The organism is Enterococcus faecalis, from assembly GCF_029024925.1.
Taxonomy (GTDB): Bacteria; Bacillota; Bacilli; order Lactobacillales; family Enterococcaceae; genus Enterococcus; species Enterococcus faecalis.
Genome location: NZ_CP118962.1, coordinates 1,833,180 through 1,855,869 on the forward strand (window position 1 = coordinate 1,833,180; position 22,690 = coordinate 1,855,869).

Consider the following 22,690-nt stretch of genomic DNA (forward strand, 5'->3'; position numbering starts at 1 on the left):
GTAGAAACATAAATAATCATACAATTAAAAGTAGGTACTTGTCAACAAAAATCTAAAAACCAAAAATTGGTCTAGTTCTTTAAAGTTGTAAAAAAAGAATCTAGTACACTCATAGTAAGAGAAAGTACTAGATTCTTAATAATAAAAAAATATCCGTTCTATTTATAGAACCTTATCAATTTGTTATTTATTGGAATGGATTATAAAACCGGCCACCATTCACATGGAACAACCAGAAACTGATTCCTAATAAGCATAAGGCAAGTATCATTACCGAAAAATCACGCAGATGAAAAGGTTGTTGCGCATACCACGTTCTATTTTTCTTTTGACCAAAACGCCTTAATTCCATAGCGGTACTCACAGTTTCAATTCGATCTAAACTAGATAGAATTAAGGGTAAAACGATTTGTGCTACGCCTTTGATTCGTTGGCCTAACCGTCCCTTTTTAGACATCTCATAGCCTCGCGCTTGTTGTGCTAAAGAAATATTAAAAAAATCTTCTTGGATATCGGGAATATAACGAATAGCCAGCGCTACTGCATAACTAATCCGATAACTCACACCAATTCGATTCAAGCTGGAGGCAAATTCACTAGGATTTGTTGTTAATAAAAAGATTAATGCCAACGGAATCGTACAGAAATATTTTAAAACTAAATTAAATTCATAAAATAATTCTTCTTGTGTCAAAGTAAACCGTCCGATTCCTTCCCAAATCACGGTACGTGATTGATATAAATCAACCCCATATTCAGGTGCAAAAAGGTAAACCGTTAAGATATTTAACAAAGAAAAAATAGCAATAAATTTAATAACAAAAGATATTTGATGCCATTTAATATTTGATAATTTTAACAAAACAAGCGAAACCACAGACATTCCTAACAGATAACGAGTATCATACGTGGTCATACAAGCCACAGAGACAACGATTAAAAAGACTAATTTGCTTGTGCCGTTTAAGCGATGAATCCAGGTTGAATCAGGATGATAGCCTAACATTTGTCGTTCACTCATCCAAAACGCACCTCACGATCGTAAGCAACAAATTTTTCCGTAAATAGCAAGGGATTTTCCAAGCCTAACGCTTTAGCAAAGGTAAACAAGCTCGTTTCTTTTAAAGAAGCCGCTTGAATTAATTTTTCATCTGTTAAAACAGCAACTGGAGTCGCATCTGCTAGTAAACGTCCATCACAAACTACTAACGCACGTGTTGTATATTCCAACATTAAATGCATATCGTGAGTGATCATTAAAATAGTCACACCTAAGCGGTTCAATTCTTCTAAAAATGTCATCATTTCTGTATAATGTTTAAAATCTTGCCCAGCTGTTGGTTCATCTAAAATTAATAATTCAGGTTCTAAAACTAAGATCGATGCAATAGTTACCCGTTTTTTCTGCCCAAAACTCAATGCGGAAATCGGCCAGTTCCGGAAGGGATACAGCCCACAAATATGTAAAATATTCGTCACACGTTCCTCAATTTCTGCTTGTGGCACATCTCGTAAAACTAATCCTAAAGCTACTTCTTCAAAAATCATTTTTTTAGAAATCATTTGATTGGGATTTTGCATCACATAACCAATTTTATCTGCACGTTCTTTGATTGAATAATTGGAAAAATCCTGTCCTTCCCATAAAATCTTGCCCGATTGAGGCGTGATGAACCCGCAAATTATTTTAGAAAGTGTAGACTTCCCGGCACCATTTTTTCCTACAATGCTAATCATTTCTCCATGATGAATAGTTACTGAGAAGTCATCTAACACTTTTTCACCGTGACGATCATATTGATAGGACACTTGTTCCAAACGTAATAGTTCAGCTCCTTTGACCGCACTAACTGAACTAGGTTGGACAGACCACTGTGTCATTTTGGGCAAAACCGTTTCGCCTGATACTTCGGCTAATTTGTCTAAATGACTAACTTGTGTTAAATCAATCCCAGCATATTTCATGGCTGTAACGTACAAAGGTTCACGAATCCCTTGCTGGGTCAACGTATCTTGACGTAACAATTCATCTGGCGTTGTATCAGAAATAATTGCGCCCTCATTCATGACAATAATTCGATCAACTGATTCGCAAAGAACGTCCTCTAAGCGATGTTCTATTATTAAAACAGTTGCTTTTGTTTCTTGTTGAATGGTGTCAATCAAAGTCATTGTTTCTTGTCCCGCTCGTGGGTCAAGATTAGCCAAAGGTTCATCAAAAAGTAAAATTTTTGATTGGTTAATTAGAACGCCCGCCATAGATACACGTTGTTTTTGACCACCTGACAAATCTTGTGGACGGTGTTGCAATAACTGATTCAGCTCAACAATCTCGGACCATTTGTGGACCGCTTTTTTCATTTCTGCTTGTTCAACTGCATCGTTTTCTAAAGCAAAAGCAATATCCTCAGCAACCGTTAAACCGATAAACTGCCCATCGGTATCTTGCAAAACAGTTCCTACATCAAAAGACAAATCAAATAGACTTGTTTCTTGGATATTTTTACCAGCAACCGTAGCTGTTCCTTGAATCTCACCTTCATAAATATTGGGAATTAACCCGTTGATACATTGCGCCAATGTTGATTTACCACTACCACTAGGCCCAACGATTAAAACCTTTTCTCCTTCATAGATGGTTAATTGAATCCCCTTTAATGTTGGTTCAGATTGGCTATGATATTGAAAGGAAAAATTATTAAAAGTAATGATTGGTTTTTTCATTCGGCCTCACCTCAGTTTCTCCATAAAAGAAAGGGTCTGAGCATTAGCAAAGTAATTACTAGGGCAGACCCTTAACCATTTAAATTATTTCGACAGTTTCTTAATCTTTTGATAAACTGCCTTTCTTTGTTCTTGTTGATGCATAAGCTTTCATCAACAATGTTCCAATAATCCCCACAGCGACAATATTTGAAACAGTCGCGAATACGCCTTGTGTAAATACTTTACTTGCGGGTTCACTATAAATCAAAATATCCAAACTAGGCGCGATTAAGCCCCAAACGACGATATTGCCAAAGGCTTGGAAAATATTGAAACGCACCATGTCATTTGTTGTAAATTCACCATGTTGAAGATCCATTTTACGACCAGCGAAGCCAAAAATAATACCAATAATTCCTGAACAAATAATCCAGCTCCACCAAGCGCTACCATACGTGGTAAAATCTTTTAACGTGTGACCGATCAAACCAATTAGCCCTCCAGCTACTGGTCCAAAAACAACTGACATTAAAGCAAGAAATGGATACGACGTTTCTAAGTTCGTATTAGGAATCCCAGTTGGAATTACAACGAATCGACCTAAAATAACAAAAACTGCAGAGCCAATTCCAATTGCTACAATTGTCTTGACGGACATTTTTTCTTTCATTTCGCTCCTCCATTCTATAACTCCATTGATTTACAGCCGCTCCCTTCTTGATTTTATCAAATAAAAAAAGAAGATACGCGGTGCATCTTACTTCTAAAATAGTACCCTTTTAACCGCTCTATGTCAATGATAGACGGAGCTTATTAGCTATTTTCTTTTTTTGATTTCCAACAAAGAAACCAGACACTTAACGCAAGCTAGCATTAAGTGTCTGGTTTCTAATTGGTTCTTATTCAACGCCGATTTCTGCACGTACTACTTCGGCAATTTTATCAACGTAATAATCAACTTTTTCTTGTGTCGGCGCTTCAGCCATCACACGTAACAATGGTTCTGTTCCAGAAGGACGAACTAAAATACGACCTTCGCCATTCATTTCTGCTTCTGCTTGTTCGACAACTGCTTTGATTGCTGGAACTTCCATTGCACCATTTTTATCTGTGACACGAATATTGACTAATTTTTGTGGATAAATCGTCACTTCATCCGCTAATTCAGATAATTTTTTTCCCGTTTGCTTCATAACATTCAACAATTGAATCCCTGAAAGCATACCATCACCTGTTGTGTTGTAATCTAAAAAGATCATGTGACCAGATTGTTCGCCACCAAAATTGTAATCATTTTTACGCATTTCTTCTACAACATAACGATCACCCACTTGCGTTACCACATCTTTTAAGCCAATTTCTTCTACAGCTTTATGGAAACCTAGATTACTCATCACTGTTGTAACGATTGTATCTTTTTTCAAACGTTTTTTCTCAGCTAAATATTTAGCACAAATATACATGATTTTATCACCATCGATAATTCGTCCTAATTCATCGACTGCAATAATTCTATCACCGTCGCCATCGAAAGCCAAACCAGCATCCGCGCCTTTTTCAACAACCATTTCTGCTAAAGCTTCAGGATGAGTGGAACCCACACCATCATTGATATTCAAGCCATTAGGACTTGTTCCCATTGTATAGAAATCTGTCTCTAAATCTGCGAAGACACGATTGACTGCTGTTGCGGTTGCTCCGTTGGCAGCATCTAAACAAACAGTCATATCCGCTAAATCGCCAGGAATACTTTGAACTAAAAATTGCGAATATTTTAGTAAGCCTTCTGGAAATTCATCTAACGAGCCTAAGCCTTCTGCAGAAGGTCTTGGTAAGGTGTCTTCTTCTGCATCTAACAATGCTTCAATTTCTGCTTCCTGATCGTCTACTAATTTGAAGCCATCTGCCCCAAAAAACTTAATCCCATTGTCTTCCGCAGGATTATGTGAAGCTGAAATCATTACGCCAGCGGATGCTTTTTGTAAACGAGTAAGATATGCTACACCAGGTGTTGAAATCACCCCTAATTGGAAAACTTCAATTCCGACTGATAATAATCCAGCAATCAATGCTTGTTCCAACATCTCACCTGAAATACGTGTATCGCGGCCTACTAGAACACGAGGTTTTCTTGAACTATCTTCATGTTGACTCAACACATAACCACCGTAACGTCCTAATTTAAAAGCTAATTCAGGTGTTAACTCCTTATTTGCAATTCCTCTTACACCATCTGTTCCAAAATATTTACCCATTTTGATTCTCCTTAGTCACTTGATTCTCTGTATTTTCAGTTGAACCAGCAGTTGTACTTTCTACTGTTGATCCCTCACTTGTTGTTTCAGAAGTATTTGATTCTACTTGACTGGATGTACTTGGTTGTACTGCTTGGCTACCTGAGCCAACCGTTGTTGAACTTGCAGGTTCCCCTGAAGTTTCATTTGTATTTGATGACTGTTGTTGATTGTACACGGGGCTCAAAGAAACGTCAACCTCATCTGGTGTAACTACGTATTCTCCATTAACGGGAATAGTCACTGATTGTTTTGTTTCTTTGCGAATATCAGAAATATCTACCGGTACCTCAATTGATTCTAGCGTATCTAAAATTGATTGCGGGCCACTGACCCTAACTTGGTACGTTGATAAACTATAATTGTAATGAGCGATCCCAGCTGGTGGCGTACCTGTCATACTAACATTCAGTGGTACATCTTTTGTTGGCGCAGTTAAGCCTACTGTTACTTTGACTTGTGGTGCTGGATTTTCGATACTTAGGACTTGACCTTTGGCATCTAGCGCTTGGACATTTACCGTTTGTTTAATCGTATCAATTGTTTGTTTGGCACTTGAGACTGGCGCAATCACTTTGTCAATTGCTTTCGCTGTTTCTTCTCCAGTTGTTACTTCTACAGTTTTTGGATCTACAGAAATATTTTTTACTTTGTAGCCTTCTTTTTCAATGTTATCAGAAAGTTGTGCTTCTACATCGAATTTTTTTGTTACTCTCTTTTCAATCGTTACAGTCACTGTTTTCGGTTCAATTTCAGCTGTAACAGCTGAACTTAGTCCCCGAACTGTCAAAGGCACTTCCGAAGTCCCTAATGGCAATTTGGTTAAGTCTGCGACCACTTGGAAATTTCGTGTGTCAGCATTTGATTCCATATTTAATTGAATGCGGTTCGCACTACGTAAATGAACATTTACACTCTCTTCAAATCCAGAGACATAATATTTGTCTTTATCGTATTGGACTTGGACCGGAATATTATTCAGTGTTTCACTATACGTTTGGCTTGAACCTGAATTGGAGGGATTATTGCCTGTTGCATTGGCATTAAAAAATAACAACAATGCAAACAGCAATGAAAGCAAACCATTAAACCAGCTTTTTTGGGAGGCTTTTCTCATTTGCGTTTAACCCCCTTTGTTACATCATCGATAAAATGCTGCAAAGCACTTTTTTTATCTTCCGATGATTCCGAAATTAACTCCTTACGCAAAATTGTTAAATACTCTTCTTGCGTTAGACCAGGAATTAATTCATTGTTCAACGTCAAACTAACGTCACCAGTTTCTTCAGAAACAACAATCGTAATGGCATCACTGACTTCACTGATACCGACTGCGGCTCTATGGCGCGTTCCAAATTCTTTTGGAATTAAATTGCTTTCTGATAGCGGTAAATACGCACTAGCAACAGCAATTTTTTCATTTTTGATAATCACTGCACCATCATGTAGTGGTGTATTTGGAATGAAAATATTAATCAGTAATTCACCAGTAATATCGGCATCCAAATCAATACCTGTCTCAATGTATTCATCTAAACCAGTATTGCGTTCAATGGTTATCAAAGCACCAATTTTCCGTTTTGACATGTACTGAATGGCTTTGTCAAAGGCCTGAATAATACGCTCATCTTCTTGTTGCGCACCTTTATTCGGGCGGAAAAACGAACTTCTCCCTAGATGTTCCAGCCCTCTTCGCACTTCTGGTTGAAAAATAACAACCGCGGCGATTACACCATACATGATGACTTGATTCATTAACCAAGATAATGTATGTAGACCAATTATCTCACTTAGAATGCGGATAATGATAAAAACAGCGACACCTTTTAATAGTTGGACTGCTTTTGTTCCACGAACAAGCATGATTAATTTGTAAACGAGGTACCATACGACTAGGATATCTATGATATTGATAACAAAATCCTTAGATAAGAAATCCGTTGAGATGACTTGCTGCCAATAATTCAAATCTAATAATTGATTCAATTGAAACGACATCATACCCCTCACTTCTCTCTCAAGATTTCCTAACAAGTATACCACATTATTTTCTTTCATCACAGAACGCAAGCGGAAACATCAAAAAAATTTAGGAACTTTTTCAAATAACTTGAAATTTTTCATCAAAAAATCGCATTTCTAACTAAAAAACGTGTCCAAGCAAAAAGCTCAGACACGTTTTTTTGATTTCTATTTAATCTTGCTCACGTTGTTTTCTCTTGGCTGCTCGTTCTGCGCGGCGGGCAGCCCTTCTTGCTTCCGCTTCCGGATCAACTACGCGTTCTTTTTTCACTCGTGGCTTCTCGTTCTCTAGCGCAGTTATTTCTGGTTCACTTTGTTTTTCTAGTTTTGCTCGAATTTTTTCTTCTTGACCAGCTAAACGAGCATAATTATAGAACCGTCTCTTAGCATCATTAATTGTTTTATTAAATAACAATTCCGCTGTATCTGGTTGACTAGATTCTAAGGATGCAAAGCGAACTTGTTGGCGCATAAACTCTTTCATTAATGAAAAATCTGGTTTTTTGAAATCCAATGTCATTGGTTCTTTGCCCTTTTCTCGCAATAATGGATTATAGCGATATAAAGACCAGTAACCTGAATGAACCGCGTCTTTCGCTTCTTTCAACGTTTGACTCATCCCACCTGCTAAACCATGTGTAATACATGGTGTATAAGCAATAATAATCGATGGTCCAGGGAATTTTTCTGCTTCTTCAAAAGCTTTAATCGTCTGCATTTGGTTTGCACCTGAGGCAATTTGAGCGACATAGACATTTTCATAAGTCATTGCCATCATCCCTAAATCTTTTTTAGAGGCATACTTCCCACTGGCAGCAAATTTCGCAATCGCTGATGCAGGAGTTGCTTTGGAAGTTTGGCCACCTGTATTGGAATAGACTTCATTATCTAAAACTAACATATTTACATCCGCGCCACTAGCTAACACGTGGTCAATACCGCCGTAGCCAATATCGTAAGCCCAGCCGTCCCCACCAATCATCCACTGACTTGGTTTGACAAAAAGATCTTGATCGTCATAAATTGCTTCCAATAAAGGTTGATTCGTTTTTTCTTCAAGCAAAGCTGCACGTAATTTAGCTGCACGTTGTTGCGTACCTTCACTTTCGGACAGATGTGCTATCCAATCTTCCATCAATAAACGTAAAGAATCACTGGCTACAGAAAAAGCTTTGGTCATTTTACTAGCTAAACGTTCGCGACGCGCTTGCGTTGCTAACAACATGCCGTAACCAAACTCGGCATTATCCTCTAAAAGAGAATTTGACCAAGCTGGACCTTGTCCTTGTTCATTAGTAGTGTAAGGTGTCACACCCGCTGCAGCACCCCAAATCGATGAGCAACCTGTTGCATTAGCAATCAGCATTCGGTCACCAAACATTTGCGTCAATAATTTAACATAAGGCGTTTCGCCGCAACCAGAACAAGCACCAGAAAACTCTAATAAAGGTTTATTAAATTGCGAACCTAAAACAGTATTCGGTTTTGCTGGGTTTTCCTTTTGACGTAACGTCATAGCAAACGCCCAATTCATAGCCTGCTCTTTTTCTTCTTCATAAGGTTTCATTACTAAAGCTTTGCCTTTAGCTGGACAGGCTTCAACACAAAGTCCACAGCCAGTACAATCTTTGACTGAGACTTGGATACGATATTTCAAGCCGTCGGCACCACGTAGATCACGCACAATGAATCCTTCTGGAGCTTCAGTCATTTCTTCTTCATCGGCTAAGAATGGTCTTATCGCCGCATGGGGACATACAAAGGCACACTCATTACACATGGTACACCGATCGCTAATCCATTCAGGTACTTCTAATGCCACCCCACGTTTTTCAACTGCCGCAGTTCCCAAAGGCATCCGCCCATCTGTCATCCCATTTTTCGCTAGTGTCGCAACAGATAACGCATTGCCTTCTTGACGATTAATCGGTTCAACAATTTCATGAACAAAATCACTAACATTTTCTGAACGTTTTCGCGGTTGAACTTCAAGCGTTTTCCACTCTGCTGGAACAGGTACCTGATGCAACAATTCAACGGTCTTATCGATTGCTTGAATATTTTTTTCGACAACTTTCATGGACTTATGACCATAACTTTTCAGTGCTTCTTCTTTTAAAATTGGCAACACTTGCTCAAAAGGCATAATTTCCGCTAATTTGAAGAAAGCTGTTTCCATCGCGGTATTAATTCGCCCGCCTAGTCCGACTTCACTAGCTAATTTTACTGCATTGATTGTATAAAACTGAATCTCATTTTCAGCTAGATACCGTTTTAATTGATTGGGTAAAAATCGTGCTAGTTGTTCATCATTCCAAATGGTATTTAAGAGGAAAGTACCGCCCTTTTTTAACCCTTTTACTAAATCATAGGTATGCAAATAAGCGGCTGTATGACAAGCCACAAAATCAGAATGTTCAATGAGGTACGTTGAACGAATAGGCGTCTCGCCAAAACGTAAATGAGAAACGGTCAACCCGCCTGATTTTTTTGAATCATAATAGAAAAATCCTTGTGCATACTTGTCTGTATGATCACCGATAATCTTAATTGCTGACTTGTTCGCCCCTACTGTCCCATCAGAACCAAAGCCCCAAAATTTAGCTTGATAGGTTTTCGGATTCGTCAAATCAAGTGGTTTGCCAACTTCTAATGAAGTATAAGTTAAATCATCATCAATCCCAATTGTAAAACGCTTCTTCATGGCAGAACGTTCTTTCATTAATTCATCAAAAACCGCAACAATTTGATTTGGCAGCACATCTTTAGAACCTAAACCATAGCGCCCACCAATAATTGTTGGGCGAATGTCCGCTTCATACATCGCACTTTGGACATCCAATAATAACGGTTCGCCACCAGCACCGGGCTCTTTCGTCCGATCCAAGACAGCAATTGCTTTAACTGATTGTGGTATTTTTTCAAGAAATGTTTCAACTGGAAATGGCCGATAAAGATGGACATTAAGAAAACCAACTTTTCTTCCTTGTTCTTGTAAATAATCAACCGTCTGTTCAATTGTTTGTGCAACTGAACCCATTGTGACAATCACTTCTTCTGCATCTTCTGCGCCATAATACGTCACCAAATCATAATTGGTTCCCCGTAACCGGTTAATTTCTGTCATATATTTTTGAACAATACCAGGTAATTTTTCATAATAAGGATTTATTGTTTCTCGTTGTTGAAAGTGAATATCTGGATTTTGGTTCATTCCACTAACGGAAGGGTGATTCGGGTTCATGCTCCGACGACGAAATTCGGCTAATTTCTCTTGGTTTACTAAGGGTGCTAATTCTTCATAGTCAAGAACTGCCACTTTTTGAATTTCATGACTTGTTCTAAAGCCATCAAAAAAGTTCATAAATGGAACACTCGCTTCAATCGAAGCCAAGTGAGCCACTGGTGCCAAATCCATCACTTCTTGCACACTGCTTTCTGACAACATAGCAAAGCCTGTTTGGCGTGCGGCCATTACGTCTCCTTGATCACCAAAAATATTTAAAGCATTCGTGGTTATAGCTCGGCTCGCCACATGAAAAACAGATGGTAATAGTTCTCCAGCTATTTTGTACATATTAGGAATCATTAAAAGTAACCCTTGTGAAGCCGTATAGGTCGTGGTAAGCGCGCCTGTTTTTAAAGAGCCATGGACCACGCCGGCAGCACCAGCTTCCGATTGCATTTCGACTACTTTCACAGGTTGACCAAAGATATTTTTCTTACCTTCGGCCGACCACTGATCAACAAGTTCAGCCATCGTTGAACTTGGTGTTATTGGATAAATGGCTGCTAATTCTGTAAAAGCATAGGAAATATAAGCTGCTGCAGCATTCCCATCCATTGTTTTCATTTTCCGCATGTTTTTCTCATCCTTTATATCTAAAAAATAGAATAGTTGCACGCATATTCTTGTTTATTATAGCGGAATTTCACAAATTATGAAAGATTTTGTCAATTTTTTTGCTTAAAAATAAAAGAGAAATTGAGAAAAACCCCTTTTCTCCCCTATAAACAAACTATTTCACTGAATTAAAATTACTTTATTTTGTGAAATAAAAATTATCTATTCATTCACAAACTAAAGAACGAAAGAGGAAGATAAGCGTTTCGACTTATCTTCCTCTTTCTAAACATTAAGATTATTAAAAGTAACGGCTTTTAGTACAACTCCAAATATTGTTCTCTTTCCCATTCAGAAACGGTTTGACGGAAGGCTGCCCATTCCATTCGTTTCGCTTCTACAAAATTGGCAAAAATATGACGACCTAATGCATCAATCATTACTTGATCTTTACGTAATTCTTTGATGGCATTGTGTAAGGTTGATGGCAAATCTTCAATTTGTGCATGTTGACGTTCTTCCTCATTCATCACATAAATATTACGATCAACTGCTGGCGGTGGCGTAAGTTCATTACGAATACCATCCAAACCTGCTTGTAATAAGACTGCCATTGTTAAATACGGATTCGCTGAAGGATCGACAGAACGTAATTCTAAACGAGTCGATAAACCACGAGATTCAGGAACTCGAATGAGTGGTGAACGATTTCTGCCGCTCCAAGCTACATAAACAGGTGCTTCATAACCTGGTACCAAGCGTTTATAAGAGTTCACTGTTGGGTTACATACCGCAGTATAGGCACGGGCATGTTTTAATAAACCACCTAAGAAATGATACGCAGTTTGGCTTAAGCCCATCTCTCCTGACTCGTCATAAAAAACATTACCTTCTTCATTAAATAATGACATATTGCAGTGCATGCCAGAACCATTAATTCCAAATAAAGGTTTTGGCATGAATGTTGCATGCAAACCATGTTTGCGTGCAATAGTTTTCACAACTAACTTAAACGTTTGAATATTGTCACAAGCATCAACTACATCAGCATATTTAAAGTCAATTTCATGTTGACCAGGTGCTACTTCATGATGCGAAGCTTCCACTTCAAAGCCTAAACTTTCTAACTCTAAAACAATATCACGGCGACAATTTTCACCTAAATCGGTTGGCGCAAAATCAAAATAGCCACCTTTATCATTCAAGTCAGTGGTAATTTCACCATTCTCATCTAATTTAAATAGGAAAAATTCTGGTTCTGGTCCTAAGTTAAACGAAGTAAAGCCTAATTCTTTCATATCTGCTAAGGCACGTTTTAAATTACCGCGGGGATCTCCGGCAAAAGGGGTACCATCAGGATTGTAAATATCACAAATTAAGCGCGCAACTTTTCCATGGTCGCTTTCCCACGGAAAAATTATCCATGTAGATAGATCAGGGTATAAATACATGTCACTTTCTTCGATACGAACGAATCCTTCAATGGATGACCCATCAAACATCATTTTATTATCTAATACTTTATCTAGCTGACTCACAGGAACTTCAACATTTTTAATTGTTCCCATAATGTCGGTAAACATTAGTCGTAAAAAACGTACGTTTTCTTCTTCTGCAATATGTTTAATCTCTTCTGCCGTTTTGGCTTTTCTTGTCATCGGTCTGATCCCCATCCTTCATTTTTATTGGCTGCTGAAACGTTAAAGCCTTGGTACATTCGATTGGAACGGATTTTGCTGAGTAAGTCCTCCTTGCGAAAGAATTTCGTCGTATAAAATCTGACGAACATCTGCATCGGTTAATGGACGAGTTGCCTCGGCGGTGTTTTTTTGTTCCTCTAATTTCATTTCATACACACGCTTAATCCCTGCCATGTTCAATCCATCAGATAAATAATCTTTAATTTCTAACAAAACATCAATATCATTTAAAGAATACATGCGTCGGTTGCCCTCACTACGTTCTGGATGAATCAATCCCTGTTCTTCATAGTAGCGAATTTGTCGAGCGGTCAAATCCGTTAGTTTCATAACTGTACCAATTGGAAAAACTGACATGGAACGGCGTAACTCTTTTTCTCTCATCTCCATCCTCCTCTCTTAGTTATTTCTTAGAATAACAATAGAATGACAAATTGTCAAGAACTTATGTTAGATTTTCTAACATAAAACAAAAAACCTGATAAATATGGACTTTCCCATCTTTTCACGGCTGATTTTCTCCTACTAATCAAAAAAATAGAAATGATTTGTTTTTACAAATCATTTCTAATCAACTTACCATTTTTTATTCTTTTTCGGATTCAGCCAACCATTTAGACTCTTTTTTCGCAAATCCTTTCACGATATACCGATTTTCATTTTCAGCATATTCTTCTGAAACCATTAGTGTCATCCGGCGAAGTTCACTTAATAGTTGTCCGTCAGTTGGGCTAATTTCTAATTGATAAGGCTCGAGTAATTCCATCATTTGGGCACGGATAGCTTGAACCAGTCGTTCTTTATCTTCAGAAATTTTAGTTGAGATCAATACATTGGGAAATAAGGTTGGGACAAATTCTTTGCTGTCCACTTGATCTCTTTTATTATAAACCGTCAAGCATGGAATATTTTCCAACGCTAATTCTTTAATCAATGTTTGAACTGTGCGTTCATGTTGTAAACGATCTGGCGCACTTGCATCCACCACATGGAGCAGTAAATCCATCGTCCGACTTTCTTCCAATGTCGACTGAAAGGCTTCAATCAGTTGTGTTGGTAAATCTTGAATGAAGCCAACCGTATCGGTCAGAGTAACTTCCATGCCTTGAGGCAATTGCCATTTTTTAGTTAAAGGATCTAACGTTGCAAACAATTGATCCTCTGAATAAGTTCCTGCTGTTGTCAACATGTTGAGAATGGTTGATTTGCCAGCATTGGTATAACCAATCAAGCCAATTTGAAATAGTTCTGAATTTTGTCTTTTCTGGCGGCTTCGTTCACGATGAGCAGTGACTTCTTTTAACTCACGACGGATGCCTAAGATTTTATTCCGAATGTGTCGGCGGTCCGACTCTAATTTCGTTTCACCAGGCCCGCGCGTCCCAATACCTCCTCCAAGTCGGGACAACTGTTTTCCTTGCCCAGCCAAGCGAGGCAATAAATAATCCAATTGTGCTAATTCAACTTGTAACTTTCCTTCTTTGGAGCGCGCACGCAAAGCAAAGATATCCAAAATTAATTGTACACGATCAATTACTCGCACAGCTAACGCTTCAGATAACAGTTGATTTTGACGCGGTGTGAGCTCATGATTAAAAATCACAAGATCCGCTTCATAGGCATCTGTTAATTGAATTAATTCTTCCAATTTCCCCTTACCAATTACGGTTTGTCGATCGACTTGTGGTCGTTTTTGTGTTAAAACAAACACCACTTCTCCATTAGCGGTTTCCGTTAAATTCGCCAGTTCTTCCATTGATGCAGAAAATGTCTGATAATTTTTTTCCGTCTCAACTCCTACTAGAATCACTTTTTCATGAGTGGTCATCGCCTACTCACTCTCCTTCTGTTGTAGCCATTCCGCTACTTCTTTTTCCAACTTGGGCAAATCTGTTGGCTGCTGAACCAAATCCCACCAATGCGCAGCCATTCGATTTCTAAACCAAGTCAATTGACGTTTGGCATATCGCCGCGATTGCTGTTTGACTGTTTCAACCGCCATCTCTAATGATTGTTCACCGGAAAAATACGGGAAAAATTCTTTATAGCCAATACCTTGAGCTGCTTGTGCATGTGGTTGCTGAAACATCTGTTTTGCTTCTTCCAACAGTCCTTCTGTCATCATTTGATCCACCCGCTGATTAATACGCTCATACAATAAAGCGCGATCTGTTTCCAAACCTAATAAATAATAATCATAGAGACGAGCTGGTTTTTCCTTCGGAGTCAAAATACTATAACCGGTTTTATCAAAGACCTCTAACGCACGAATGACTTTTTTGCGATTATTAAAATGGATACTGTCAGCCGCTAGAGGATCCTTTTGTTGTAATAACTGCCATAAGGCTTGATTCCCTTTTTCTTCCGCAAATAAATTGTACGTTTCTCTAATTTCAGGCGAGTCATCTATCTCACGACTTCCTAGTTGAAAATCATAAAGGAGTGATTGAATATACAAACCTGTTCCTCCAACGATAATTGGTAGTTTCCCTTTTTCAGTAATTTCTTTGATTTTTTGACGACCCTCTTTCTGAAAATCAGCAGCAGAATATGTTTCGCTGACTTCACGGCAATCAATTAAATGGTGAGGAATCTCTTCTTTTTCTGTTTCTGTGACTTTAGCGGTGCCAATGTCTAACGAGCGATAAACTTGCATGGAGTCACCGCTAATAATTTCACCATTAAATTTTTTTGCTAAAGCAATACTTAATGCTGTTTTCCCCACCGCAGTGGGTCCTACAATAACTAATACTTTCTCCAATTATGTTTCTCCTTCTTCTTGCCAATTTTGACGAGCAAATTTTGCTTCTTCAGGAAAATCCGTATGAACACCCGCCAATTTTAGCTGAAAACAATTTTCCATTTCTTCCATCCGATTAACAGTCCACGGCCGCAGCGGTTTGCCAATTGTGATAAGTTCTTTTTCATGAGCCAACATCCAAGACATTTTTGGATGTAAACTATCGACAAGCGCGAATGCCGGTCCTGCTTGACTTAAATCCTCTGCAGATTCATAAATAAAGGCAATTTCTGTCTTAGGATCAGCTTTTTTTAATTTAACTAAACTTGGAAAATAAAAACTGGAATATAAATAACGAAACGGCCAGTTTTTTTGATTCATTTGTTGGACGACTTTTTTCTCAATTCCTTCATAATGGATAATATCCGTTTTAAGTTCAATATTCAAAAAACCATTGAATTGTTCTTCTACAAGACAATTTAAAACATCTTCCAATGTTGGAACACATTGAACAGAAGGATTTTTCTGAAACCAGCTTCCAGCGTCTAGTTGTTTTAATTCGTTTAATGTTAACTGTTGGATTTCACCATGACCATCTGTCGTACGATCCACCGTTTCATCATGCATAACGATTAAATAACCATCTTTAGATAGGTGAACGTCTAATTCAATTCCTTCAGCACCAATACGAACAGCCTCTCTGAAAGCAATACACGTATTTTCAGGATGGGTGCCTTTACTTCCTCGATGTGCAATAATATCTGTCATGCTCTCACTCCAATCTTGTTTATTGTACCATTGGAGTGAGGTGGGTTCAAATATAGGAAAAACGAAAAGAAAGAGTAGGACATCAATCAAAGCGACTGATGTCCTACTCTCTAAGTCTTATAAACAATTTAGTCTCAAATCCGTCTTTTTATTCTCTTAATCTTTTAATTCATAATTAACGTATTTATCTAAACCAGATTGAATACTATATTTCGGTTTATAACCAATGGCACGTAATTTAGATATATCCGCTAAGGAATCTTTGATGTCCCCAGCTCGTGCTTCTTTGTATTCAACTGGCAAAGTGACTTTCATAATATCATTTAAAGAAGAAATTAACTCATTTAAATCGGTTGCTTTCCCTGTTCCGACATTATACACTTCCCCAAGTGATTGGTCAGAATGAGCGACAAGATTCAACGCTTGAACCACGTCCTCAACAAAGACAAAATCACGGGATTGTTTTCCATCGCCAAAGATATTGAATGTCACTTCTTGATTGGCTAATAAGCGTTTGTAAGAGTCCATCACAATCGAAATAACGCCAGAATAAGGCGAATTAGGATTTTGGTTTGGCCCATAAACGTTAAAGAAGCGAACAGCGCTTGTTGGAACATCATATAAATGACAATAGTTTAAAACATATTTTTCAGAAGCAAATTTATCCACTGCATAAGGCGTTAATGGACGAATTACTGATTCTTCCTGTTTTGGTAAAGTTGGCTCATCACCATAAACCGCTGCAGAAGAAGCAAACACCAAACGTTTTAAATCTTTCTGGTATTTCCGAATTAATTCCAGTAATTGTAACACACTCTCAAAATTCACTTGGTGTGTTTCCACTGGACGTGCTACTGAGTCTGCTACACTAGCAATCGCGGCTAAGTGAAAAATGTAATCGAACTGATACTCTCGCAGTACTTTTTCCATTAATTGTTGATCAGTCACGCTACCTTCAATGAACGTGATATTTTCAGATACATTTAAATTTTCAGTTTGGCCCATTGATAAATCATCAATGACCACAACTTGATTGTCTTTACTATAATAATTTGCTAAGGTTGAGCCGATAAAGCCGGCACCGCCTGTGATTAGGAATGATTCCACTTTTGTCCCTACTTTCTAAAATGATTAATTTATTGTATTTTATCATATTTTTAACCATAAAACATCGTTCCTTAACGAATAACAATTATTAATATATTACGAAAAAATCTCTTAGAGAATTGATATTCTTTCTTCATTAAGTTATGATTGCAACTGAATAAAGTTTTTATTTATCTTAGTAGAACCATTTTAATAAGGAGAACAGAACATTATGCAAAAAAAATCACGTTTAGAATATTCTATTATTAATTCTAGCATCTCAACAATAATATTTATTTTGACCATAGGAATTCAGTTTATTTCTAGAACGATATTCATTCGCTTTTTAGGAATTGAATACTTAGGACTAAACGGCTTATTTACAAATATACTTAGTATGTTGTCATTAGCCGAATTAGGTGTTGGAACCTCAATCATTTTCTCATTATACAAACCATTGCAACAAGAGGATACTGCAACAATTAAAGCTTTAATGCATCTATATAAAAAAATATACAATATAATCGGTATAGCAATAGGTATCATAGGTTGTTTACTCATTCCTTTTTTACCTGTGATAGTCGGTAAAGATGTAGGTATCCCGAATATTCAGCTTTTATATTTATTATTTTTAGCCAACTCCGTTTTCAGCTATTTCTTTACTTATAACCGCTCATTGCTTAATGCAGATCAGCTTGGATACCTCAATGTGATTAACACGTTTGCTTATTTAGTTGTCGCTACAGTTATTCAGGTGTTCGTATTATACACAACGGGCAATTACGCACTTTATTTACTTATTCAAATTATTTGTACAGTAATTTCAAACATTGATATTTCTCTGCGAGTAAAAAAAAGATACAAACACGTATTTCAATATCAAGAAATAAAAAAATTGGATAGAGAAACTATTAAGATTTTAAAACAAAATACCATTGGAAATCTTTCTAATAAAATTGGTTCTGTCGTTGTTTTGAGTACAGATAATATCTTAATTTCCATATTTGTTAATTTAGCTGCAGTAGGACGTTACTCCAACTATGTGTTAATTGTAAATAGTATTAAAGGTATTTTCAACCAGTTTACTAATTCTATAACAGCCAGCATTGGAAGCGTAGCCGTCTCAGATGACAGAGAAAATGGTCGTGAAATATTTTTTAGACACTATTTTATAAATTTTATTCTGATTTATTTTGCAACGATTGTTATGTTCTTATCTATACAACCATTCATATCTTGGTGGGTAGGCTCTTCTTACCAACTAGATAATTTCATTTTCACTTTAATCATCTTAAACTTTGTTATTGGCGTTTTTAGAAATTCTGCGCAAGTATTCATAGCTGCATATGGTTTAGCTTGGATTCAAAGATGGAAATCTGTTGTGGAGTCCATTTTAAACATCGTATTTTCTTTAATTTTCTTATTAATTTTCGATATGGGTATCGCTGGAGTTATTTTAGCCACTATCTTATCTTCTCTAACCTCAGTTTCTTGGTATGAACCTTATGTAGTCTTAAAATATGGTATTCATGATAGATTTGGCAAGTATTTGTTTGTCACTTTAAAGTATTGCATAGCCTTAGGATTAGGTATTCTAGCTACTTATCCATTATTTAGTTTGATATCTGCTACAACTCTTTTAAGTATTATATTGAGATCTTTAGCTGGAATTGTTATTGGAGCAATAGTCTTCGTTATTTTATTTTATCGCACAGCTGAATTTAAATTTGTAATAAGTATTTTTAACAGCCTTATCACTAAGCTCAAAAAAAGGCATTAATACGTTTTATTTATTATATGATGAAAAAAAGCTTTTTATTAAATGTTAGTAAATAAATATTGTAGAATCGTATCAAGAGGTCGGGACAGAAGTGTTTAACTGCGAGAAATAAGAAGGAATTTTCGAAAATTGTTCTTTAATTTTTGGAGAATTTCGGCTTATTTCCGAAAGAGTTGCTTCTGCTCCCGCTCTTTATCAATTTTTAAGCCTGGGACAAAAATCACTTTGGATTTTTGTCCCAGGCTCATTTTTACAACTCATCAACCCTTATTAACAAAGAGCAAAAAAACACCCCTATATTCGTTTGTGTTACAGGAGTGTCTTTTTATTTTAAATAATTTCTTAGATTTTAAACATGATAATAATGTGTACAAAATTCAATAGATTTTTGCTAAATTATCCTCTTTCTGAATCTTCTTCATCCTTGTCTAAACTAAAAGTTTTATCTATTAATAAGCTTTGAATGGCAAGCATACTTTTGCCGCGTTCAATACTTGTTAATTCTGGATCCGAAACTAATATTAAAAATTTTTCTTTATCTCTATACGTCCATAAAAAACGATTATTATCAAAAAAATCAATTTGTTTAATCATTTTTTCTTCCGCTGAATCGATAAAATTAGGTTCGTATAAAAAATTTACAGATGAATCTTTATCTAAATCATTATAATTTTTATTTAATGAATTGGATACTTTTTTATTCCACCAATCTAAAATCGATAAATTAGCCTTATTCCAAGACTCTGGGTCTTCAAATAAATAAACTCCTTCTTTTATTGAAGTCCCATCCATTCTTGTTCCTACATTAAAAACTACAGAACTAGTTAAACCAGATAGCTCTGCAACGTTGTTCTCATTATAGTCTAAAAATTTTATATCATATTTATTAAAATAACTAATGATATCACTTGTTCTTATAACTTCAAAATCGTTTTGGACAGCTTCTACTTCAGAAGAATCAATTTTAGTTGTCCCCACAGCAATACGATTCTTTTCATCCTTAATTCCTAAATAAAAATCTGTATCTTTAATGGAATCCATTTGGTATCGAATATGAAAATTCTGATCTTTATCGACTTTAACTTTGCCTGCTTTCCTGTTTATGTTAGCTTCTAAAGTACCTGGTTCACCATTCAAAAATTGTCCTTTGATCTCTACAACACCGTTGCCATCTGCTACAAATTCCTTTTGAGTGAAATGAATAATTGGATATTTTGCTTTACTACATCCACTCAATAAAATACTTACTGTAATAACTGTTAGAATTGTCCCAATTGTTTTTTTCATTTACGACTTACCTTCCTTAACCTCTCCAACTTAGCAAGTAAAAATGAACTGCCAAAACATATAATCATTGGTGCAATAAATGTTGGTTTCATAATAAATTGTAACCAGCTAGTAGCATCACTACGTGGAATAAACAAAATATTAGAAATACAAATCAATGCAATCGTAGATAAAAGTAAATTGTTTCTTTTAAAACTTACTACAAGAAAAATCAAAATAATTCCTAATAAAATACTAGCTATAAAAACCCCTATATATCCGTAATCTGCAAATATTTCTAACAGATAAGAAGAACCATTTCCATTTCCAGCTAAATACTCATCTTTACGATAAACATATGCCAAATTATGTGCCAAACTATTACTAATCATGCCTTTTTCCGGACTATTAGTGCTAGGCAATCCGATACCATTGAATAGCTTTTGACCAATAAATCCATACTTAAAAGAATCAATAAAACTTCCAAATGTATAATTTTTTACATCAATAAATGGTAGTTTGTCCAAAAAATCATGCCCAAATATAATTGTATCAAAAGAGGTTCCTTGTTTGAAGAAAAAATCAACAATTAATGAAAAAAATCCGTTTGTTTCAATTGAAGAATTTGCTCTAATATAGTTAAAAGCCCCCATCAATACAATCATTAAAGGTGTCGCTAGAATAATTACAATTTTTTCAAATTTACTTATCCATTTTTGAGAATCTTGTAAATAGTCTCTAATAATAAAATAAAGTAACGCAAAGATAATTTTTAAAATTAACGGGCCTCGCTGTCCCATTAAAAAAGTTGGAAAAGAGCTTATCACATAACTTCCTAATACCACGTAACTAATGCCTTTTTTGGGCATACAAGCTAAATAAATGCACACAACATAAGGCATCATTAAACCTAATACTTGCACATATGTTGGCAAGTTCGAAGAAAAAGATGCATAGAACTCTTCATATGACGTACTACGTACAAATATTAGTTTTTCCATATCACCATAAACACTTACAATCAATGTTATGAAATAAAAGACTAAACTAAATTTCATTAAATATATTCGATAAGTAGGATACTTTTGTTTTTCCAGCTTAGAATCAAAATCTTTAAGTCCAAACCTTTGAAATAACATCGCACCTATTAAGATGCCAATTAAAGTTAGATACAGAACATTCATCGCAAAATTTGATCCTGAATACCCCCAATGCCACCAAATTCTATTACGAAAGAAACTAATAAATGGACGACTTAATAAGAAGACAAAAATAGTAATATTAAAAAAGAAAAAAACTGATTTTTGTCCGAAATTTTTAAATGAATAAACCAAATTGCCTGTCCAAAAAAACATTACACCAAATAGTTGCCAATTGTACAACATCTTAGCTTTACCATAGAAAAAAAGAATAATCGATACAATTATACAGATGGTTTGAGTAATTGTATATATATCCAGTTTAAGCTTTTTTTTCATAATATTCTCCTAACAACTTTTTAAATTTTAACTATTCTTTTTATTATTTGCTTCTTGTAATTTAGGGAAACAAGAATACGCACACTTACTAAATTGTAGAGCACACATGGCTATCTTTCTAGCCTTAGTAAAATATTTATTTTTCATAATGAACAGAAAATTCTTCCTCAAAAAAGAAATAACCTCTTTTTGAATTATTTTTTCTTCTTCCGTTAACTGACTAGTAACCATTTTATCTAAAACAATAAAATTTGCCCAACATACACGTGTATGAACAACATTAGATAATTCAGGATACCGGTCTAAGATATATTTTTCATTTTCTTTCCAAACATTGATTGTATCTAAATCTTTCTTAGAAAAAAGATTGGTTGAAATACTATTGGCACGGTGAAAATAATAATATTTTTGTTGCGTATCAATAACAATTTTCTCTGTATGCTCTAGAATAGATAAAATAACTGCACCGTCTTCTGTAATCATGCCTACAGGGTATCGGATATCTTCAAAAATTTCTTTTTTATATAACTTATTCACGGCATGAACAGATACAACTTTAGCTTCTAAAATCATTTTCATTGCTGCTACTTTATCTAGTACTATATATTGCTGTTGTTTTTCTACAGGCTCTTTCCCCTCATAGACATCATAAATACCACATATTGATAAATCGGCATCTTCTTTTACGATATTTGTATATAATAATTCATACATATCATCTGCAATGTAATCATCACTGTCTATGAAACCTAAATACTCACCTGTCGCTATTTCAATTCCAGCATTACGAGCATCGCTCAGTCCTCCATTTTCTTTATGGATAACTTTTACCCGTTCATCTTGTTTAGCAAACTGATCACACATTGCTCCAGAACTGTCTGGAGAGCCATCGTCTACAAGAATCAATTCAAAGTCAGTAAATGTTTGAGCTAAAATAGAGCGTACACATTTTTCTAAATATTTTTCTACATTGTATACAGGAACAATAATACTAATTTTGGGCATA

17 protein-coding genes are annotated in these 22,690 nt (G+C 35.9%); 1 reads left to right on the forward strand and 16 read right to left on the reverse strand.

The genetic code is table 11. From position 1 onward, the window contains the following. Positions 1-187: 187 nt before the first annotated feature. From PYW42_RS09065 to PYW42_RS09125, 13 genes are all read right to left on the reverse strand, one after another. Positions 188-1,021: an energy-coupling factor transporter transmembrane component T family protein gene (locus PYW42_RS09065; protein WP_002356939.1), complete on the reverse strand. Its 834-nt coding sequence runs from the start codon at positions 1,019-1,021 to the stop codon at positions 188-190. Beyond that, complete coding sequence (locus tag PYW42_RS09070; RefSeq protein WP_002356938.1) at positions 1,018-2,724, reverse strand: ABC transporter ATP-binding protein; 1,707 nt, start codon at positions 2,722-2,724, stop codon at positions 1,018-1,020. The genes PYW42_RS09065 and PYW42_RS09070 overlap by 4 nt, the downstream gene beginning before the upstream one ends. 100 nt (positions 2,725-2,824) lie before the next feature. Continuing rightward, complete coding sequence (locus PYW42_RS09075) at positions 2,825-3,376, reverse strand: ECF-type riboflavin transporter substrate-binding protein (protein ID WP_002356937.1); 552 nt, start codon at positions 3,374-3,376, stop codon at positions 2,825-2,827. A gap of 229 nt (positions 3,377-3,605) precedes the next feature. Continuing rightward, positions 3,606-4,961: a phosphoglucosamine mutase gene (gene glmM / locus PYW42_RS09080; protein ID WP_002356936.1), complete on the reverse strand. Its 1,356-nt coding sequence runs from the start codon at positions 4,959-4,961 to the stop codon at positions 3,606-3,608. Then, positions 4,954-6,117: a CdaR family protein gene (locus PYW42_RS09085; protein ID WP_002374494.1), complete on the reverse strand. Its 1,164-nt coding sequence runs from the start codon at positions 6,115-6,117 to the stop codon at positions 4,954-4,956. The genes glmM and PYW42_RS09085 overlap by 8 nt, the downstream gene beginning before the upstream one ends. Beyond that, positions 6,114-6,998 carry a diadenylate cyclase CdaA gene (cdaA, locus tag PYW42_RS09090; protein WP_002389035.1) on the reverse strand — a complete coding sequence of 295 codons (885 nt, stop codon included), beginning with the start codon at positions 6,996-6,998 and terminating at the stop codon, positions 6,114-6,116. Before cdaA ends, PYW42_RS09085 begins: the two co-directional genes overlap by 4 nt. Positions 6,999-7,194: 196 nt before the next feature. Continuing rightward, positions 7,195-10,926: a pyruvate:ferredoxin (flavodoxin) oxidoreductase gene (gene nifJ / locus PYW42_RS09095; protein WP_002411408.1), complete on the reverse strand. Its 3,732-nt coding sequence runs from the start codon at positions 10,924-10,926 to the stop codon at positions 7,195-7,197. Positions 10,927-11,183: 257 nt separating this feature from the next. Beyond that, complete coding sequence (glnA, locus tag PYW42_RS09100; RefSeq protein ID WP_010816139.1) at positions 11,184-12,524, reverse strand: type I glutamate--ammonia ligase; 1,341 nt, start codon at positions 12,522-12,524, stop codon at positions 11,184-11,186. Between the two features lie 42 nt (positions 12,525-12,566). Then, a complete protein-coding gene (locus PYW42_RS09105; protein ID WP_002388239.1) occupies positions 12,567-12,950 on the reverse strand; it encodes a MerR family transcriptional regulator in 384 nt (127 codons plus the stop codon). 202 nt (positions 12,951-13,152) lie between these two features. Continuing rightward, entirely contained in the window at positions 13,153-14,394 is a 1,242-nt protein-coding gene (hflX, locus tag PYW42_RS09110) for a GTPase HflX (protein WP_002411409.1), read from the reverse strand. A 3-nt stretch (positions 14,395-14,397) separates the two neighbouring features. Next, positions 14,398-15,327 carry a tRNA (adenosine(37)-N6)-dimethylallyltransferase MiaA gene (gene miaA, locus PYW42_RS09115; RefSeq protein ID WP_002411411.1) on the reverse strand — a complete coding sequence of 310 codons (930 nt, stop codon included), beginning with the start codon at positions 15,325-15,327 and terminating at the stop codon, positions 14,398-14,400. Then, positions 15,328-16,074, reverse strand: coding sequence for a glycerophosphodiester phosphodiesterase (locus tag PYW42_RS09120; RefSeq protein ID WP_010816140.1), 747 nt, complete (start codon positions 16,072-16,074; stop codon positions 15,328-15,330). Between the two features lie 156 nt (positions 16,075-16,230). After that, on the reverse strand, positions 16,231-17,181 hold the full coding sequence (locus PYW42_RS09125; protein WP_002411413.1) for a GDP-mannose 4,6-dehydratase: 951 nt from the start codon (positions 17,179-17,181) through the stop codon (positions 16,231-16,233). A gap of 211 nt (positions 17,182-17,392) precedes the next feature. Between PYW42_RS09125 and PYW42_RS09130 the strand changes: the two genes are divergently transcribed. Then, the gene (locus PYW42_RS09130; RefSeq protein ID WP_002411414.1) at positions 17,393-18,940 is read left to right on the forward strand and encodes an oligosaccharide flippase family protein; all 1,548 of its coding nucleotides are present in this window, start codon (positions 17,393-17,395) and stop codon (positions 18,938-18,940) included. 396 nt (positions 18,941-19,336) lie between these two features. Here PYW42_RS09130 and PYW42_RS09135 read toward each other — a convergent pair whose 3' ends face one another. From PYW42_RS09135 to PYW42_RS09145, 3 genes are read right to left on the reverse strand one after another with little or no spacing between them, the layout of a single operon-like run. Further along, complete coding sequence (locus PYW42_RS09135) at positions 19,337-20,227, reverse strand: hypothetical protein (protein ID WP_002411415.1); 891 nt, start codon at positions 20,225-20,227, stop codon at positions 19,337-19,339. After that, entirely contained in the window at positions 20,224-21,684 is a 1,461-nt protein-coding gene (locus tag PYW42_RS09140) for an O-antigen polysaccharide polymerase Wzy family protein (protein ID WP_002411416.1), read from the reverse strand. Before PYW42_RS09140 ends, PYW42_RS09135 begins: the two co-directional genes overlap by 4 nt. A 27-nt stretch (positions 21,685-21,711) precedes the next feature. After that, positions 21,712-22,689: a glycosyltransferase family 2 protein gene (locus PYW42_RS09145; protein ID WP_002411417.1), complete on the reverse strand. Its 978-nt coding sequence runs from the start codon at positions 22,687-22,689 to the stop codon at positions 21,712-21,714. Position 22,690 lies beyond the last annotated feature (1 nt).

Coding starts and splice junctions, on each gene's coding strand:
- PYW42_RS09075 (WP_002356937.1), bottom strand. CDS start 3,376: ATGAAAGAAAAAATGTCCGTCAAGACAATTGTAGCAATTGGAATTGGC.
- PYW42_RS09120 (WP_010816140.1), bottom strand. CDS start 16,074: ATGACAGATATTATTGCACATCGAGGAAGTAAAGGCACCCATCCTGAA.
- PYW42_RS09070 (WP_002356938.1), bottom strand. CDS start 2,724: ATGAAAAAACCAATCATTACTTTTAATAATTTTTCCTTTCAATATCAT.
- PYW42_RS09085 (WP_002374494.1), bottom strand. CDS start 6,117: ATGAGAAAAGCCTCCCAAAAAAGCTGGTTTAATGGTTTGCTTTCATTG.
- PYW42_RS09135 (WP_002411415.1), bottom strand. CDS start 20,227: ATGAAAAAAACAATTGGGACAATTCTAACAGTTATTACAGTAAGTATT.
- hflX (WP_002411409.1), bottom strand. CDS start 14,394: ATGACCACTCATGAAAAAGTGATTCTAGTAGGAGTTGAGACGGAAAAA.
- PYW42_RS09140 (WP_002411416.1), bottom strand. CDS start 21,684: ATGAAAAAAAAGCTTAAACTGGATATATATACAATTACTCAAACCATC.
- PYW42_RS09130 (WP_002411414.1), top strand. CDS start 17,393: ATGCAAAAAAAATCACGTTTAGAATATTCTATTATTAATTCTAGCATC.
- PYW42_RS09145 (WP_002411417.1), bottom strand. CDS start 22,689: ATGCCCAAAATTAGTATTATTGTTCCTGTATACAATGTAGAAAAATAT.
- PYW42_RS09065 (WP_002356939.1), bottom strand. CDS start 1,021: ATGAGTGAACGACAAATGTTAGGCTATCATCCTGATTCAACCTGGATT.
- cdaA (WP_002389035.1), bottom strand. CDS start 6,998: ATGTCGTTTCAATTGAATCAATTATTAGATTTGAATTATTGGCAGCAA.
- glnA (WP_010816139.1), bottom strand. CDS start 12,524: ATGACAAGAAAAGCCAAAACGGCAGAAGAGATTAAACATATTGCAGAA.
- PYW42_RS09105 (WP_002388239.1), bottom strand. CDS start 12,950: ATGAGAGAAAAAGAGTTACGCCGTTCCATGTCAGTTTTTCCAATTGGT.
- glmM (WP_002356936.1), bottom strand. CDS start 4,961: ATGGGTAAATATTTTGGAACAGATGGTGTAAGAGGAATTGCAAATAAG.